This window comes from Faecalibacterium sp. An58, assembly GCF_002161515.1.
GTDB classification, from domain to species: Bacteria; Bacillota; Clostridia; order Oscillospirales; family Ruminococcaceae; genus Faecalibacterium; species Faecalibacterium avium.
Window position 1 is genome coordinate 24,670 of the sequence record NZ_NFHX01000005.1, and the last position, 17,194, is coordinate 41,863.

The 17,194-nt window shown below is 62.5% G+C and carries 15 protein-coding genes; 7 read left to right on the plus strand and 8 right to left on the minus strand.

Translation table 11 applies throughout. The features are described from left to right. The first annotated feature begins 109 nt into the window (after positions 1 to 109). From B5G12_RS05705 to B5G12_RS05725, 5 genes are all read left to right on the plus strand, one after another. Positions 110 to 1,861 (plus strand): ABC transporter ATP-binding protein, encoded by a 1,752-nt coding sequence (locus tag B5G12_RS05705; RefSeq protein ID WP_087228276.1) that lies wholly within the window; start codon positions 110 to 112, stop codon positions 1,859 to 1,861. Continuing rightward, on the plus strand, positions 1,861 to 3,786 hold the full coding sequence (locus tag B5G12_RS05710; RefSeq protein ID WP_087324224.1) for an ABC transporter ATP-binding protein: 1,926 nt from the start codon (positions 1,861 to 1,863) through the stop codon (positions 3,784 to 3,786). The genes B5G12_RS05705 and B5G12_RS05710 overlap by 1 nt, the downstream gene beginning before the upstream one ends. Before the next feature lie 173 nt (positions 3,787 to 3,959). Next, positions 3,960 to 4,787, plus strand: a complete 828-nt coding sequence (locus B5G12_RS05715; protein ID WP_087228278.1) for a Cof-type HAD-IIB family hydrolase — start codon at positions 3,960 to 3,962, stop codon at positions 4,785 to 4,787. Positions 4,788 to 4,807: 20 nt separating this feature from the next. Further along, on the plus strand, positions 4,808 to 5,812 hold the full coding sequence (locus tag B5G12_RS05720) for a 3'-5' exonuclease (RefSeq protein WP_087228279.1): 1,005 nt from the start codon (positions 4,808 to 4,810) through the stop codon (positions 5,810 to 5,812). A 158-nt stretch (positions 5,813 to 5,970) separates the two neighbouring features. Next, positions 5,971 to 6,573 (plus strand): TVP38/TMEM64 family protein, encoded by a 603-nt coding sequence (locus tag B5G12_RS05725; protein WP_087324225.1) that lies wholly within the window; start codon positions 5,971 to 5,973, stop codon positions 6,571 to 6,573. Between the two features lie 50 nt (positions 6,574 to 6,623). Here the strand turns inward: B5G12_RS05725 and B5G12_RS05730 are convergent, their stop codons facing one another. The 5 genes from B5G12_RS05730 to B5G12_RS05750 form a co-directional block, all read right to left on the minus strand. Further along, positions 6,624 to 8,168: an AAA family ATPase gene (locus tag B5G12_RS05730; protein WP_087324226.1), complete on the minus strand. Its 1,545-nt coding sequence runs from the start codon at positions 8,166 to 8,168 to the stop codon at positions 6,624 to 6,626. 11 nt (positions 8,169 to 8,179) lie between these two features. Next, a complete protein-coding gene (locus B5G12_RS05735; protein WP_087324227.1) occupies positions 8,180 to 9,607 on the minus strand; it encodes a vWA domain-containing protein in 1,428 nt (475 codons plus the stop codon). A 29-nt stretch (positions 9,608 to 9,636) separates the two neighbouring features. Beyond that, complete coding sequence (locus tag B5G12_RS05740; RefSeq protein ID WP_242955951.1) at positions 9,637 to 10,644, minus strand: leucine-rich repeat protein; 1,008 nt, start codon at positions 10,642 to 10,644, stop codon at positions 9,637 to 9,639. 75 nt (positions 10,645 to 10,719) lie between these two features. Continuing rightward, entirely contained in the window at positions 10,720 to 11,121 is a 402-nt protein-coding gene (locus B5G12_RS05745) for an FMN-binding protein (RefSeq protein ID WP_087228284.1), read from the minus strand. A 33-nt stretch (positions 11,122 to 11,154) separates the two neighbouring features. After that, on the minus strand, positions 11,155 to 12,846 hold the full coding sequence (locus tag B5G12_RS05750; protein WP_087324229.1) for a glutamine--tRNA ligase/YqeY domain fusion protein: 1,692 nt from the start codon (positions 12,844 to 12,846) through the stop codon (positions 11,155 to 11,157). A 281-nt stretch (positions 12,847 to 13,127) separates the two neighbouring features. On the opposite strand from B5G12_RS05750, the gene B5G12_RS05755 reads away from it, so the two are divergent. Together B5G12_RS05755 and B5G12_RS05760 are read left to right on the plus strand one after the other, a co-directional pair. Beyond that, on the plus strand, positions 13,128 to 14,012 hold the full coding sequence (locus B5G12_RS05755) for a YitT family protein (protein ID WP_242955953.1): 885 nt from the start codon (positions 13,128 to 13,130) through the stop codon (positions 14,010 to 14,012). Positions 14,013 to 14,208: 196 nt separating this feature from the next. Next, positions 14,209 to 15,078, plus strand: a complete 870-nt coding sequence (locus B5G12_RS05760) for a phosphoribosylaminoimidazolesuccinocarboxamide synthase (RefSeq protein ID WP_087228286.1) — start codon at positions 14,209 to 14,211, stop codon at positions 15,076 to 15,078. An 81-nt stretch (positions 15,079 to 15,159) separates the two neighbouring features. On the opposite strand, the gene B5G12_RS05765 is transcribed toward B5G12_RS05760, so the two are convergent. The 3 genes from B5G12_RS05765 to B5G12_RS05775 all read right to left on the minus strand — a co-directional run bounded on the left by B5G12_RS05765 (position 15,160) and on the right by B5G12_RS05775 (position 17,121). Further along, positions 15,160 to 15,621 carry an Hsp20/alpha crystallin family protein gene (locus tag B5G12_RS05765; protein ID WP_087324230.1) on the minus strand — a complete coding sequence of 154 codons (462 nt, stop codon included), beginning with the start codon at positions 15,619 to 15,621 and terminating at the stop codon, positions 15,160 to 15,162. A 351-nt stretch (positions 15,622 to 15,972) separates the two neighbouring features. Continuing rightward, positions 15,973 to 16,437 carry an Hsp20/alpha crystallin family protein gene (locus B5G12_RS05770; protein ID WP_087228287.1) on the minus strand — a complete coding sequence of 155 codons (465 nt, stop codon included), beginning with the start codon at positions 16,435 to 16,437 and terminating at the stop codon, positions 15,973 to 15,975. 261 nt (positions 16,438 to 16,698) lie between these two features. Continuing rightward, a complete protein-coding gene (locus B5G12_RS05775) occupies positions 16,699 to 17,121 on the minus strand; it encodes a BlaI/MecI/CopY family transcriptional regulator (RefSeq protein WP_087324231.1) in 423 nt (140 codons plus the stop codon). Positions 17,122 to 17,194 lie beyond the last annotated feature (73 nt).

The window sequence follows — 17,194 nt, forward strand, 5'->3', positions numbered from 1 at the left end:
AAAGCGCCGACCCCTTTGCCCAAGCGTTCCCATGCCCCGCGGCCGGTGCGTTTGCCGGCAGGCAGACCGGGCCGGAAGGCTTCCCGATACGCCATAGGAGGTATGACCCATGATCAAAAAGCTGGCCTCCCATCTCGGCGAGTACAAGCGCGCCGCGATCATCACGCCGCTTCTGTCGGCGCTGGAAGCCATCATGGACGTCCTTCTCCCGCTGCTGATGTCCTACATCATCGACCAGGGCATCGAAAAGGGAGATATGGACGCCGTCATCAAGTATGGCCTGCTCACCTTCCTGGTGGCGGCCATCGCTCTGGTTCTGGGCCTGTCCGCCGGCCGCTTTGCCGCCAAGGCATCCGCCGGCTACGCAGGCAACCTGCGCGACGCCATGTTTGAGCGCATCCAGCACTATTCCTTCACCAACATCGACAAGTTCTCCACGGCGGGCCTGGTCACCCGTATGACCACCGACGTCACCAACGTGCAGAACGCCTTCCAGATGCTGATGCGGATGTGCGTGCGCGCTCCGGTGCATCTGGTCTTTGCCCTCATCATGTCGGTGATGATCAACCCGCATCTCACCGGCATCTTCCTGGTGGCCATGCTCTTTCTGCTGGTGGTGCTGGGCTGCATCATGCTGCCCACCACCAAGATCTTCGACCGGGTGTTCCGCAACTACGACAACCTGAACGCCTCGGTGCAGGAGAACGTCACCGCCATCCGGGTGGTCAAGAGTTTCGTGCGCGAAAAGCATGAGGACGACAAGTACACCAGGGCCTGCCAGGACCTGTACAACCAGTTCGTCAAGGCGGAAAGCCGCCTCAGCTTCAACAACCCCTCCATGCTGGTGGCCATCTACGGCTGCAACCTGGCCCTGTCCTGGTTCGGCGCCCATTTCGTGCTGGACGGCGTGATCACCACCGGCCAGCTGAACGCCCTGTTCGGCTACGTCATGAACATCCTGGCCTCCCTGATGATGCTGAGCATGGTGTTCGTCATGCTCAGTATGTCGGTGGCCTCCTGCCGCCGCATCATCGAGGTGCTGGACGAAAAGACCGACCTGCCCCCCGCCCAGAAGCCCGTGGATCAGGTGCAGGACGGCAGCGTGGAGTTCGACCACGTCACTTTCAAGTATAAGCACGGCACCGGCAGCCCGGTGCTCAGCGATATCACCTTCCGCATCCGGCCCGGTGAGACGCTGGGCGTCATCGGCGGCACCGGCAGCGCCAAATCCAGCCTGGTGCAACTGATCCCCCGGCTGTACGACGTGGACAGCGGCGCCGTCCGGGTGGGCGGCGTGGATGTGCGCGACTACAACCTGGATGTGCTGCGCCAGGAGGTCTCGATGGTGCTGCAAAAGAACGTCCTGTTCTCAGGCACCATCCTGGACAACCTGCGCTGGGGCGATGAGAACGCCACCGAGGAGGAGTGCATGGAAGCCTGCCGCCTGGCCTGCGCCGACGAGTTCATCCAGCGCTTCCCCGACAAGTACAATACATGGATCGAGCAGGGCGGCACCAACGTCTCGGGCGGCCAGAAACAGCGTCTGTGCATCGCCCGCGCCCTCCTGCGCAAACCCAAGATCCTGATCCTGGACGATTCCACCAGCGCGGTGGACACCGCCACCGACGCCAAGATCCGCCAGGCCTTCCGGGAAAAGCTGCCCGGCACCACCCGCATCATCATCGCCCAGCGCATTTCTTCTGTGCAGGACGCTGACCGCATCCTGGTGCTGGACAACGGCCGGATCGACGGCCTGGGCACCCATGAGGAGCTGCTCGCCACCAACAAGATCTATCAGGAGGTCTACAACAGCCAGACCCAGGGCGGCGGCGACTTCGACAAGCAGGGAGGTGAAGACTGATGGCTGAACAGAACGTGAGAACCATCCATGGCCCCGGCCGCCGCGGCGGTATGGGCCCCCGGCCCAAGGTGGCCAACCCCGGCAAGCTGCTCAAGCGGGTCCTGGGTGAGGTGCTGCGGCACTACACCCCCCACTGCATCGTGGTGCTGATCTGCATTTTCCTCAGCGCCTTTGCCAATGTGCAGGCCAGCCTGTTTTTGCAGACCCTCATCGACGACTACATCGCGCCCATGCTCCAGCAGCAGGACCCCGACTTCGGCCCCCTGATCGGCGCCCTGGCACGGATCGGCTGCATCTATCTGGTGGGCATCCTGGCCGCCTGGGGCAACGCCCGCATCATGGTCAATGTGACCCAGGGCACCATGCGGAACATCCGCATCGAGCTGTTCACCCACATGGAGAGCCTGCCCATCAGCTACTTTGACACCCACCCCCACGGCGACATCATGTCGGTGTATACCAACGACGTGGATACCCTCCGCCAGATGATCAGCCAGAGCATCCCCCAGCTGGTGTCCAGCGTCATCACCATCCTGTCGGTGTTCGTCAGCATGTGCATCCTGGATATCCCCATGACCGTCCTGACCATCTGCATGGTGGCCCTGATGCTGTTCTGCTCCAAAAAGATCAGCGCCCAAAGCGGCAAGTACTTCATCTCCCAGCAGCGGGACCTGGGCGCCGTCAACGGCTACATCGAGGAGATGCTCCAGGGCCAGAAGGTGGTCAAAGTCTTTACCCATGAGGAAAAGACCCTGCAGGGCTTCCGCGAGCTGAACGGCAAGCTGAAGGAAAGCTCCATCCGGGCCAACGGCTACGCCAACATCATGATGCCCGTCAACGCCCAGCTGGGCAACGTCAGCTACGCTTTGTGCGCCCTTCTGGGCGCGGCCCTGGCGGTCAACGGCATCGGCGGGGTCACCCTGGGCACCGTCATGGCCTTCCTGGCCCTGAACAAGAGCTTCAATATGCCCATCAGCCAGGTGTCCATGCAGGCCAACAGCGTCATCATGGCGCTGGCCGGCGCCGAGCGCATCTACGCCATGATGGACGCCCCCAGCGAGACCGACGACGGCTACGTCACCCTGGTCAACGCCAAATACGACAAGGACAACAACCTGGTGGAGAGCGACTCCCGCACCGGCATCTGGGCCTGGAAGCACCCTCACCACGACGGCACTCTGACCTACACCAAGCTGGAGGGCGACATCCGCTTCTTTGACGTGGACTTCGGCTACAATCCCGAAAAGACCGTCCTCCACGACATCAACCTCTACGGCCTGCCCGGCCAGAAGATCGCCTTTGTGGGCTCCACCGGCGCCGGCAAGACCACCATCACCAACCTGATCAACCGCTTCTACGACATCCAGGACGGCAAGATCCGCTACGACGGCATCAACATCCGCAAGATCAAGAAGTCGGACCTGCGGGCCAGCCTGGGCATCGTGCTGCAGGATACCCACCTGTTCACCGGCACCGTCATGGACAACATCCGCTATGGACGCCTGGACGCCACCGACGAGGAGTGTGTGGTGGCCGCCAAGCTGGCCAACGCCGACGGCTTCATCCGCCGCCTGCCCGACGGCTACAACACCATGCTGACCGGCGACGGCGCCAACCTCAGCCAGGGCCAGCGGCAGCTGCTGGCCATCGCCCGGGCGGCCGTGGCCGACCCGCCGGTGCTGATCCTGGACGAAGCCACCAGCTCCATCGACACCCGCACCGAGGCGCTGGTGCAGGCGGGCATGGACGGCCTGATGTATGGCCGCACCACCTTTGTCATCGCCCACCGGCTGTCCACCGTGCGCAACGCCGACTGCATCATCGTGCTGGAACAGGGCCGCATCATCGAGCGCGGCAGCCACGACGAGCTGATCGCCAAGAAAGGCAAATACTACCAGCTGTACACCGGCAACCTGGCCGAGTGACCGCCGGATAACCCCCTTTTCCCCGCCCCCGTCTTTCGTTGGGGCGGGGTTTTTATTCTTTTTCGTGAAAAACCGATTTTTTCTCTTTAAACCTGCGCTCTTTTATTGTACAATAGAAAGTAAGACTGTGAAGGCGGCGCAAGGCTGCCTGGAAGAAGGAGAAACGCTTTTCTATGGCGAAACCGAATATCAAGGTGCTGGCACTGGATCTGGACGGCACCCTCACCAACGACGACAAGCAGATCACCCCCCGCACCCGCGCCGCCCTGGACCAGGCCCTGGCCAAAGGGGTGATGGTGGTGCTGGCTTCCGGCCGCCCCACCGAGGGGGTCACCCCTGTGGCGCGGGATCTTGCCCTGGGCCAGAACGGCCGGGCGGGGGCCATCCTCTCGTACAACGGCGGTGCCATCGTGGACTGCGGCCCCGGGGCCCGCATCCTGTGGCAGCAGGTGCTGCCGGCCCCCATGGTGCCCGCCCTGTGCAGCTTTGCGGCGCAGCAGAACGTGGCCATCGTCACATACAGCCCGGAGGGCATCGTCACCGAGCGTCCCCAGGACCCCTGGGCCATGCGGGAGGGCTTCACCAACAAGCTGCCCATGGTCGGCGTGCCCGACCTGCCCGCCTACGTCAATTACCCGGTCAACAAAATGCTCATCACCCTCGACCCCATCCGGCTGCGGCCGGTGCTGCAGGCCGGCCTGGACCGCTTTGCCGGGCAGATCGACCTGTACCCCTCCAGCCCCTTCTTCATTGAGGCGGTGCCTCTGGGGGTGGCCAAGGACCGCAGCCTGGCGGCCCTGCTGGACCGGATGGGCCTGACCCGGGACAACCTGATGGCCTGCGGCGACGGGATGAACGACCGCTCGATGATCCACTACGCCGGCGTGGGCGTGGCCATGGCCAATGCCGAAGGCCCCGTCAAGGCACAGGCGGACTATATCACGGCAGCGGACAACAACCACGACGGCGTCGCAGAAGCCATCGAGCGCTTTATTTTATAAGAATGGGGAATCATACGATCATGCCTCAGCGAAATTTGGTCATTTTTGATTTGGAATGGAACATCGGCTACCATCCCTATACCTTCAACTACCACGGGGTGGAGCAGACTTTGCGGGGGGAGATCATCGAGATCGGCGCCGCTAGGGTGGATGAGGCGGGCAACGTCCTGGACACCTTCTCGATCCATCTGCGGCCCCGCATCTTCCGCAAACTGCAGCACCACATCGCCAAGGTCACCGGCCTGACCCAGGCCGACCTGGACCGGGGCGAGCCCATCCTGCAGGGGCTGCGCCGGTTCATGAAGTGGTGCGGTCCCGACGCTGAATTTGCCGAGTGGGGTCTGGATGACGTGCCGGTGCTCAAGCAGAACCTCTTTTTATGCAACCTGGACGAGAGCCGCCCCACCGTCTGGTACAACCTGCAGCAGATCTTTCTCAGCCAATACCCCCGCAAGGAGGGGGACGGCCTCACGTTGGAGAGCGTGGTCACCCGGCTGGGGCTGCCCACCGAGCGCCCCTTCCACGACGCGCTGTCCGACGCCCTGTACACCGCCGATATCTGCCGCTGCATCGACCTGGAGCGCGGCCTGGCCGAGTATCCCACCGAGGCCGAATCGCTGCGCCAGAGCCTCTGCCCCGAGCCCGGCGACTACCGGGATTTCCGCCTGTGGGAGGGCAACGTGGAGCAGTTTGCCTGGCGCAACGACCCCCGCATCCTCAGCGCGGCCTGCCCGGTGTGCGGCGCCGCCCTTGTCCCCGATGATATCTGGCTGAAAAAGGGCAGCAACAGCTGGTATACCCTGGCCCAGTGCCCCTGCTGCGCCGGCACCGACAGCGAAGCCGGCCAGGGGGTCTTTCAGCGGTACAAGCTGGCCCGCCGGGACGGCCTGCACTGGACCTATGCCCGGTGCCTCCAGATGCCCACACCCGACCTGCTGGCCCGCTGGCACAAGCAGCGCCGCCAGCAGCTGGAACGGCTGCACGCCGCCGAGGCCCGCGCCGCTGCCGCCAAAGAGGAGGGCTGAGCCCCGCCGCTTTTTGACCCTTCCACCCACAACTTGACAGATCGTTCACCGCTTTGTCATAATGGGAGGGTATACTATAAGCTAGATCCGGAAGATCCAAAGCGGTCTTTGTTCCGGACAAGACCTGAAACCATCCAAGTACGATAGGAGGACGGCGCATGGAAGACATGCTTCAGTATTGGAGCACTCAGATCACATCCCTGGATTTCTGGAAGAACCTGCTGGACAGCTTTGAGGGGCTCGGACCCCTGGTGCCGGTCCTGCTGGCCATGGTGGAATCCTTTGTGCCGCCCCTGCCCCTCATCGCCATCGTGGCGCTCAACGTGGCCGCCCACGGCCCTGTGATGGGTTTTCTGTACAGCTGGTGCGGCGTGGTGGTGGGAGGTGCCATCATGTTCACCTTCTGGCGCAGGGTGGTCAAGCGGTTTTTCTGGCGGTTCGCCAGCCGGTTCGAGCCCATCCGCAAGGCCGAAAAGTGGGTCAGCCACTGCGATGTCCCCACCCTGTTCACCCTGGCCATGCTGCCCTTCACCCCCACCTCCTTTCTGCATCTGGCCTTTGGCATCTCCGACTTTGATTCCCGCCGCTACATCCTGACTTTGCTGGCCGGCAAGGCCGTCATGATCGCCATGATGGCCCTTTTTGGCCAGTCCCTCACCAATGCGCTGGAGAATCCCCTCTACCTGGTGCTGGCCGTCCTTCTGTGGGTGGGGATGTACTTTGCCTCCAAGCTTTTCTGTCAGAAACATCACCTGGACTAAAAATATACAAGGCCCGCACGGATGCTCCGTGCGGGCCTTTTTCTTTGTACTTAACCTTTTGGTCCGCCGTGGCGCAGTTCCTCGGCCGCCAGTTCCCGGTCGAGGGCCGCCTTGCGGTTATCCAGCAGCAGATTCTTGTTGTAGCGGAAGTACCGCTCACAGCCGTTCTCGGCGATGAACGCGTGGGCCGACGGGGAAACGGTCAGCTCGGTGACGAACACCACCATCTCCTGGCTCTCCCCAAACGCCTGCTCCATAAAGTCGAAGGCTGCCTCCAGGGCCGCAGAAGCCTCCTCCTGGCGCTTTTCGCGGTCTGCGGCCAGGGTCTCAAAGTATCCCCGCAGCAGGTCGAAGGCCTCCTGGGTGCCCGCAGCGTGGGCCCGGCGCAAACGTCCTGCCCAGTCCCGCAGGGCGGCCGCCACCCCCAGGCGGCGGGCCAGTCCCTCTTTGTCCAGGGCGCCGGCCGTGCGCTGGCGGGCCGTCTCGGCCTCATAGTCCCCGATCTGCTGCTGGAGCAGGTCCTCCGGATCGGTGGGCTCGGGGTCAGGCAGGGCGGCCAGATCCTGCTTGAGCTGCCGCAGCAGGGCATAGCAGGTGTCGGCCACATCGTTCTCCCGGCAGGAATCCCCAAACCGCGCTTTCAGCCCCGCCAGCAGCAGGCTGACCAGGGACAGCCGCTCGTCAAAGGGAGCCTGCAGCAGCCGCGCAAAGGCCTCCGGCCGGGGCCGCCCGGCCAGGATCTCCTCGACCCCGTAGTCGTCCCGGTACTTATAGTACAGGTCCAGGTAAGAGGCAAAGTCCTCCGCAATGGTCCTGTGCTGCAGATACTGGCGGATGACTTCCTCATCGGCCTGCATCCCCAGCTTTTCGTAGGTGTCCAGCAGATTGGACAGATCCTCCCAGCCCCGGGCCGTGACGAACTGGGCGCCCTCCACGTCGGCGTTGATCTGATAGAAATTCTGGGGATGCAGCTCCAGATAGCTGAGGATGGCCCCATGGACCCCCACCTTGCGGGCATATTCCCGCCAGGCGGGCAGGTCGGGCTGAATGTCCATCCGGCGCACCCGGTCCAGGGTGACGATGTCAAAATCCCGGACCGACTTGTTGTATTCGGGGGGATTGCCCGCCGCCACGATGACCCACCCCGCCGGCACGGCCTGGTTGCCAAAGGTCTTGCACTGCAAAAATTGCAGCATAGTGGGGGCCAGCGTCTCGGACACGCAGTTGATCTCGTCGATGAACAGGATGCCCTCCTGCAGGCCGGTGGCCTCCATCTTCTCATAGATCGAGGCGATGATCTCGCTCATGGTATACTCGGTCACCGACACGTCCCGGTCCCCGTAGTGCTTCTGCCGGATGAAGGGCAAACCCACGGCGCTCTGGCGGGTGTGGTGGGTGATGGTGTAGGCCACCAGCGCCACCCCGCACTCCCGGGCGGCCTGCTCCATGATCTGGGTCTTGCCGATGCCCGGAGGGCCCATCAGCAGGATGGGCCGCTGACGCACCGCCGGGATGGCGTATTCCCCCAGGGCATCCTTGGCCAGATAGGCCCGCACCGTGCGCTCGATCTCTTCCTTTGCACGTTTGATATTCATAGGCTCTCTCCTCACGAATTGTTCAGATCCCGATAGAGATCCTGTTCCTCCTCCAGGGCGGCGGCCAGCCCCTGCGCAGGGGCTGCTTCAGGCCCGGCGAACTCCTCCTCATCCAGCACCACCTTCATGGCCCAGGGAGGCACGCCCGCGTCGTCGAACCGGTCCCCCAAAAAGAGGAAGGCCGCGTCGTAGGGGGGCCGCCGGGTGGGATAGGTCCCCATGCCATCGGTGAAATACAGCAGTCCCCGCAGGTTGTGGAACTTCTTCTCCTCGCACAGCCTGGTCACATAGTCGAAGGCAGGGCGGAAATCGGTGCCGCCGCCCCCCGCCAGCTCAAAGTGATCCATCAGGTCGATCAGTTCCTCCTCGGTGGTGACCAGGTGGTCCCGCTGGACCTTGTTGTCTGCCTGGATGATGTGCAGGTTCATCCGGCGGAAGAAGCTCTCCCGCTGCTTGAGCATGGCGTATGTTTCGGACAAAAAGCTGCGCACCAGGGCCCCCGAGGTGGAATAACTGGTGTCGATCACCAGGGCGATCTCCTCGATCTTTTTGTTCTCCCGCGTCTCCACCGGCTCGATCAGAGGCATATTGCCGTAGACCGACAGGCCGTAGGTGTAAAAGTTCAGATCGAAGGTGTCGGGGTCGAGATGGGGTTCTTCCCGCAGCACGCAGAACCGGCGCAGGAACTCCCGGTAGCTGCTGCGGCTGCGGTTGGCCGCCTTGACTGCCTGGGCCAGGTTCCCCCCGTCCTCCCCGGCTTCCCGGTCGTGCAGCTCCAGCTGGGTCTCCATCCGGTGCCCGATCTTCTGCCAGTCCTTCTGGGCCTGGGGCTGGGGGACCGGCTGGTTGGGCTTGCCGGGCCGGGGCCACAGCCTGTGGTCGTCGGCGTAGAATTCCCGGGCCAGCTGCTTTTGCACCCCGGGGGTCTGGGCCAGCAGCCAGCGGTAGGCCGGGGCTGCCGCCGCCACATGGCCGCCCTCGGTCAGGGCTTCATAGGCCCGGCGGCGGACGTAGGTCAGGGGCCGGGTGATGCTCCTGCGCCCCAGCCCGTCGATGACGTTCTCCACCGCGATGTCGCAGGCGGTGTGCCACAACACCGGGTCGCGTTTCCCCTGCATCCACAGATGGCGAAATACGCAGTGGAATATCGTGTGCAGATACAACCGCTTGAGATACTTCTGGTTCTCCCGGTAGAGCCGCAGCAGGGCGCTGGGCTGGTAGAACAGGCTGACCCCGTCGGTGGCCAGCACCCCGCACCGCTCGTCGGGCACAGGGGTCAGGGCGCCCAGGGCCTGGTCCAAAAAGCGGAAGTCCAGATACAGCTCGCTGCGCAGCACCGCAAGCACCTCGCCGCCCATCCGGGCCTGCCATTCCTCCTGGGTCTCGGGCCGCGCCGACTGAAAGGGCGCGTTGAAGTCAACGGGCGCCTTGCGCGCCATGCAGATCACCTCCGTACAGGATCATCGGCTCAAATATCGTCGAATGTATAGCGCCGCTTGGGCTTTGGCGGGGCAGCCTGGTACTCCGCGTCGGCCAGCAGGGCCGCCGCCTGGGCGTTGCCCGCCTGCCTAGCGCTGGCCGATGCCTGCGCCAGGGCCGGCCCGTCCAGCACCCCCAGATCCAGCAGGGCGCGCAGCCCCTCCTGGTCCTGGGCGCGGATCAGCCCGGCGGCCACCACAGCCCCCTGCTGGGCCAGGAAAGCCCGGTAGCGGCCCGCGGCCTCACCATCCAGCTGCCAGGGATACCGCAGCCGGTCCAAACAGAGCAGGGCCATATAGGCCGGGTCGTCCCCGCCGTGGCCCTGGGCAAAGACGGCGTCGTACTCGCCGCAGAGCAGCCGCCCGTCCCGGAAGCACTGGCGGTAGTGGTATCCCTGCCCCGAGAAGGTGTGCAGCAGGATGTGGGCGGGGGTCTCCTCGATGTCCTCCCAGTATTCGGGGTAGCGGAACGCCCCCTGCACAGCGTCCCCTGCGCGGAACACCGCCCGCAGGTTGCTGGAGATGTTGTTCACCAGGGCAGACAGTCCGGTAGCCTCGTCGGGCGAGGCCTCCAGCACCACCTCGGCCAATTCAAAGCAGTTCAGAAAGACATCGCTGCCCACGGCCAGCGGCCCGCTCCCCACCGTGATCCGGCGCAGGGCCCTGCAATTGTAAAAAGCGCAGCTGCCGATCTCCCGCAGGGTGCCGGGCAGGACGACCTCCTCCAGGAAGCGTCCCGCGGCGGGGTGCAGGTCCTGCCCTTCCTCCGCCGGCACAGCCCGCAGGCTGCCGTCCCGTTCCCGGACACAGCGCAGCAGGGGGCCTTTGGGCTTGTCCCGCACCGTCTCGGCAAAGCAGTAGCCCCCCAGCCCGGCCAGCGGCAGAGGCCCTTTGGGCCCCGGCAGCGTCTGGGGCAGGCAGAGGACGGGACTGTCTCCATAGGCCCTGGCCAGGACCGCCCCGCCCGGGCCCAGGGTGTAGTCAAAGGTATCCAGCATAGGGCCCTCCATCCAAAACAAAGCGCCCCCGCAGCGTCAGTTCTGCCGCCCGGAAGCGCTCTGTGGTTTGTTTCGTCAGCCTGCGGCCGCCTGGGTCAGGCAGTCCTGCATCCCATCCAGGACAGCCTGGCTGGTGTAGGTGCTGCCCGCCACCACGTCCACCCGGTCGGCCGAGCCGGCCTGGGCCAGCTCCTCCGCCAGCTGCGCGGCAGCCACGCCCCCCAGTGCGGGGGTCTCTCCCGAGGCGTCGGCCTGTACGTCCGATACCATCCCGCTGGAGATGGTCACCGTCACCGTCACCTCACTGATGTAGCCCTGCTGCACCGAGGTATACACCCCGTCGTGGAGCAGGACACTGTTCGGGTTCTCTCCTCCGGGCACGGGTCCCGAGCTGCGGATATAAAACAGCAGGCCCACCGCCATCAAAAAGGTGACGACCGCCATCAACAGAGCATTGCGCCAGATCCGTTTGGGCATAAGCGCAAAGCGCCTCCTTTCGTTTTGTCGTTTTTACTGAGGACAGGCAGGCGCCTGTGCGGGCTTGAAGCTGTCCCGCAGGGTGACCACCCGGTTGAACACCCCGGGGTGCTTGGAATCCGGGGTGAAGAAGCCGTTGCGGACGAACTGGAACTTGTCCCCGGGCTTGGCGCCTTCCAGGGCCATCTCCAGCTTGGCCCCCGTGCAAACGGTGACGCTGTCGGGGTTGAGGTAGTCCTTGTAGGTGGTGCCTTCGGGGAGGTTGTTCATGTTCTCGCGGGTGAACAGCTTGTCGTACAGCCGCACCTCCGCCTCGATGCAGTGGTCGGCGCTGACCCAGTGGATGGTGCCCTTCACCTTGCGGCCGTCGGCGGGGCAGCCGCAGCCGGTCTCCAGGTCTGCGGTGCAGTGGATGGCGGTGATCCGGCCCGCCTCATCCTTGTCCACGCCGGTGCAGCGTACGATGTAGGCGCCCATCAGGCGCACTTCGCTGCCCACCGTCAGCCGCTTGAACTTGGGAGGCGGCACCTCGGCAAAGTCCTCCTCCTCGATCCACAGCTCCCGGCTGAAGACTACCTGCCGGGTGGAGCTGTCGCAGGCCTCCCGGTTGGGGTTGTTGGCCAGGGCAAACGTCTCGGTCTGGCCGGCGGGGTAGTTGTCCACCACCAGCTTGACCGGGTGCAGCACCGCCACACGGCGCTGGGCGCACAGGTCCAGCTCACTGCGGACGCAGGCCTCCAGCTGGCGCACATCGATCAGGTTGTCGCACTTGGCGATGCCCGCCTCCCGCACAAAGGTGAAGATGGAGCTGGGGGTATAGCCGCGGCGGCGCAGGCCGCAGAGGGTGGGCATCCGGGGATCGTCCCAGCCGTCCACCATGCCGGTCTCCACCAGTTCGCGCAGATACCGCTTACTCATCACCGTATTGGTGACGTTCAGCCGGGCGAACTCCCGCTGCTTGGGGAACTCGGTGCCAAACAGGTTGGTGATCACCCACTCATACAGGGGGCGGTGGTTCTCAAACTCCAGGCTGCACATGCTGTGGGTGATCCCCTCGATGGCGTCCTGGATGGGGTGGGCAAAGTCGTACATGGGGTAGATGCACCACTTGTCCCCCTGGCGGTGATGGGACTCATACTTGATGCGGTAGATGGCCGGGTCCCGCATATTCATGTTGGGGCTGGCCAGGTCGATCTTGGCGCGCAGGGTCTTTTCCCCTTCCTTGAACTCCCCTGCCCGCATCCGGCGGAACAGGTCCAGGTTCTCCTCGGGGGTACGGTCCCGCCAGGGGGAGGGACGGCTGGGCTTGCCTGCGTCCGAGCCGCGGTACTCCCGCATCTCGTCCCGCGTCAGGTCGTCCACATAGGCCTTGCCTTCCAGGATCAGCTTCTCGGCATAGGCGTAGCACTGCTCAAAGTAGTCGCTGCCATAAAAGACGCCGCCGTTGGGGTCGGCCCCCAGCCAGTGCAGGTCCTCCAGGATGCTGTTCACATACTCCACGTCCTCCCGGGCGGGGTTGGTATCGTCCAGGCGGAGGTTGAACTTGCCCCCATAGGCCTTGGCGATGGACCAGTTGATATAGATCGCCTTGGCGCTGCCAATGTGCAGATAGCCGTTGGGCTCGGGCGGGAATCGGGTATGGATCTCGCTGACCTTGCCCTCGGCCAGGTCGGCGTCAATGATATCGGTCAAAAAGTTTTTGTCTGCCATCTTGTTCTCCCTCATACTGCTCTGTAACGCCTTTGGCCCCAAAGCCGCAGGCAGGCGCGCGGTCAGAATACGCCCCTATAATGGTATATCATACAACATTTTCGCCTTTCCTGCAAGAAGGACCGGCGCAGTTTTCCCTTTTTATTCACCTTCCGTAATTTTTCTGCCGTCCATTCGTGCAGAATGCTTGACATCCGGGGCGAAGTATCGTATAGTTCTGCTTGGTATAAGAAATTCGCGCTTCGGGCTGTCTGTACATTGCAACCCAAAGCACAGGCAAATGAGGAAAAGGAATTATGATAGACCTGGTCAAAAACGCCTTTAAAAAGGAAACCATGCTTGCAAACGTCCGCTTTTTCATCCTGCTCAACCTGGGTCTGGTGCTGACCGCGCTGGGCATCGTCTGGTTCAAGACCCCCAACCACTTTGCCTTCGGGGGCACCTCGGGCCTGTCGGTGCTGCTGTCGGCCCTGTTCCCCCAGTTCAACGTGGGCTTTTTCATGTGGGTGCTGAACATAGCCCTGGTGGTCCTGGGCTTTTTCACCCTGGGCATCAGCTGTATGGGCTGGACCGTCTACTCCTCGATGGCCCTCTCCTTCTACGTCTCCCTGTGTGAAGCCATCTGGCCCATGACCGCCCCCTTCACCAACGACACCCTGCTGGAGCTGATCTTTGCGGTGCTGCTGCCCGCCATCGGCAGCGCCATCGTGTTCAACATCGGCGCTTCCACAGGCGGCACCGATATTGTTGCCCTCATCCTGACCAAACATTCCTCCCTGAACATCGGCACCGCCCTGATGGCCAGCGATATCCTGATCGTCAGCGGCGCGGCCCTCATCTTTGGCGTCCAGACCGGCCTGTACTGTATCCTGGGCCTGATCGGCAAGTCCTTTGTGGTGGACGGCGTCATCGAGAGCATCAACCAGCGCAAGGTGTGCACGGTGGTCACCTCCAACCCCGAGGACGTCACCGACTTCATCCTGGACGAGCTGCACCGCTCGGCCACGGTGGAGGAGGCCCAGGGCGCCTACACCGGCAAGAGCATGACCGTCATCATGACGGTGCTCACCCGCCGGGAGGCCACCCATCTGCGCAACTTTTTGCGGATGAACGACAACCACGCCTTCATCACCATCGTCAACTCCAGCGAGATCATCGGCAAGGGCTTCCGGGCCGTGTGATGATAAGTCATACTTATTCCAAATCTGCCGCCCGAAAGGGCGGCTTTTTTGGGGTTTTTACCAGAATTTGACCCACGCCGGGCAGCAACTCCCCCATTCTGGCGGTAGGAAAATGCCGGCGGATATGATACAATACCCATGGAACCGAAGGCCGCGGCCCCCAGCCGCCCCATGAGAGAAGAAGGAGTGTTTTCTGATGACTGAGTACAAGCCTTTCAAAGAGGGCAAGGTGCGCGAGATCTATGACGTGGGCGATGCCCTGGTCATGGTGGCCACCGACCGTATCTCCGCCTTTGACGTGATCCTCAAGAACAAGATCACCAAAAAGGGCGCCGTCCTGACCCAGATGAGCAAGTTCTGGTTCGACTATACCAAAGACCTGCTGCCCAACCATATGATCTCGGTGGATACCGCCGATATGCCCGCCTTTTTCCGCCAGCCCCAGTTCGAGGGCAACAGCATGCTCTGCCGCAAGCTGACCATGCTGCCCATCGAGTGCATCGTCCGCGGCTACATCACCGGCAGCGGCTGGGCCAGCTACCAGAAGACCGGCAAGGTGTGCGGCATCACCCTGCCCGAGGGCCTGCGGGAGTCGGACAAGCTGCCCGAGCCCATCTACACCCCCAGCACCAAGGCAGATCTGGGCGACCATGACGAGAACATCTCCTACGAGCAGAGCATCGATGTGCTGGAAAAGCACTTCCCCGGCAAGGGCGCAGAGTACGCCCAGAAGCTGCGGGACTACACCGTGGCCCTGTACAAGAAGTGCGCCGACTACGCTTTGAGCCGCGGCATCATCATTGCCGACACCAAGTTTGAGTTCGGCCTGGACGAAGCGGGCAACATCGTGCTGGGCGACGAGATGCTCACCCCCGATTCCTCCCGCTTCTGGCCCCTGGAGGGCTACGAGCCGGGCCACGGCCAGCCCTCCTTCGACAAGCAGTTCGTCCGCGACTGGCTGAAGGCCCATCCCGACAGCGACTACCTGCTGCCCCAGGACGTCATCGACAAGACCATCGCCAAGTACCTGGAAGCTTACCAGCTGCTGACCGGCAAGGAACTGTAATTTTTTGAGTGCAAAAAACGCCCCCGAGAGGTTTTCGCGCCTCTCGGGGGCGTATCGTTTCTGCGTTTTGTGTGCGGGACTTTACTCAATGTCGATGAGGTTGGGATTCACTTTGGGCAGTTCCTTCCTGACCTCGGCGCGGGGCAGGGTGATCTTCAGCACACCGTCCTCAAACTTGGCGTGGATATCCTCCTTCTTGACCGCTTCGCCCACATAGAAGCTGCGGGCGCAGGTGCCCGAGAAAGTCTCACGGCGGACATAGCGGCCGTTCCGGCTCTCATCGTTGGTGTGGCTGCGGACCGCCTGGATGGTCAGGTAACCGTCCTGCAGCTGCATCTGGACATCCTCTTTCTTGCAGCCCGGCAGGTCTACATCCATCTCGTAGCCGCCCTCGACTTCCTTGACGTCGGTCTTCATCATGTTGGCCGCGCGCTTGCCAAAGGTGTTGCGGGTCTCGCGGTTCAGCTCACGGTCCAGCCCTTCAAAGAACGGGTCGAACCAGTCATCGAACAAATTCTCATGAAAAACAGCAGGCAGCAACATACATCAAAACCTCCAATCACAGCCCCTTGCAGGGCCGGTCAATCCATTTCAGCTGCCCAGGCCGGCGGACCTCTGCGGGACTGCTGCGCCCCGCTGCCCTTTCCTCCTGAGCACGGCTTTAGTATAACACCAACTTTTAGCACTGTCAAGTATAGAGTGCTAAAATTAAACAATTGTTCATATTTCATGCAGCCTTTCCGATTTTCAAGCGCTGTACAGTTCTATTGCCAATGTTTGCAGCATTCAGCCAGCGCTCATCGACCGGATCTGCAAAACACAAAATGCCCCCGGGAGGCTTTTCGTCTCCCGGGGGCATCCATTTAAGACGCGCTTTTGGGGGCGCAGCCGCCGTTACTCGATCTCAATGAGATTGGTGTTGGCGGCAGGCAGTTCTTTCTCGGTCTGGGGATGAGGCAGGGTGATCTTCAGCACACCATCCTCAAATTTGGCGCGGACGTCCTCTTTCTTGACGTCCTCACCGACGTAGAAACTGCGGGCGCAGGTACCGGAGAAGCTCTCACGGCGCACATAGCGGCCTTGCTTGTCTTTCTCCTCGTTGCTGTGCGAACGGACCGCCTGGATGGTCAGATAGCCGTTGTTCAGCTCCATCTGGACGTCCTCTTTCTTGCAGCCCGGCAGATCGACGGCCACTTCATAGGTGGTGCCGGTATCCTTGACGTCGGTCTTCATCATGTTCGCGCCGCGCTTACCAAAAACCTGGCGGGACCCGCGGTCCAGCTCCCGATCCATATCCTCAAAGAACGGATCAAACCAATCATCGAACAGATTCTCATGAAAAACAGCAGGCAGAAGCATAAGTCAAACCTCCAATCGCTGCCCTTGCGGGCCGATACTTTACCGCCGGTGTGGAAGGGCCCGGATGCTTTTTACATCCCATCGCCCTTTCTCCTGAGCACGGCTTTAGTATAGCACCAACTTTTAGCACTGTCAAGCACAGAGTGCTAAAATTAATTTTTCTATCACACTCTGTCCATCTTTCATGCAATTTTCCGCGTTTTCAAACGTAGCATCGCAGTTTCAAAAATCCATATCTCTGTCCACAAGTTGCGTCCGCACTCAGAAAAAGGCGTCGTAGCTGTCGTACTCCTCCGCCTCGGCCCGCTTTTCCTCCAGTACGGCGGCAGCCTGCTCCAGCTGGCCGGGGGTCGCCCCGCACTCGCTGACCAGCGCCCGCACCGCCGCTGCCAGATCCCCGCCAAACAGGGTGTCCAGCCGCTCCCGCATACAATAGACCCCATAGGCCCGCCGCGTGACGGTGGGGGTGTAGACATTGCGGTTCGACTCCTTTGTCACCTGCACCCAGCCCTTGGCCTCCAGTCTGCTCAAAAAACTCAGCAGGGTGCCGTCGGCCCAGCCCCGGCTCTCCAGCTGCCGGCCGATCTGCTGCCGTGTGGCCGGGGGCGACGCCTGCCAAAGCGCCAGCAGCACCTGTTCCTCCGCCCCGGACAGGGGTCTGCATCGCTGCGGGATCCCGTACATACGCCCGCTCTCCTTTCTTTTTCTTATACATTTGTCTTGGTTTTATCCATTATACCAGCTTCCGGCCCGGCGC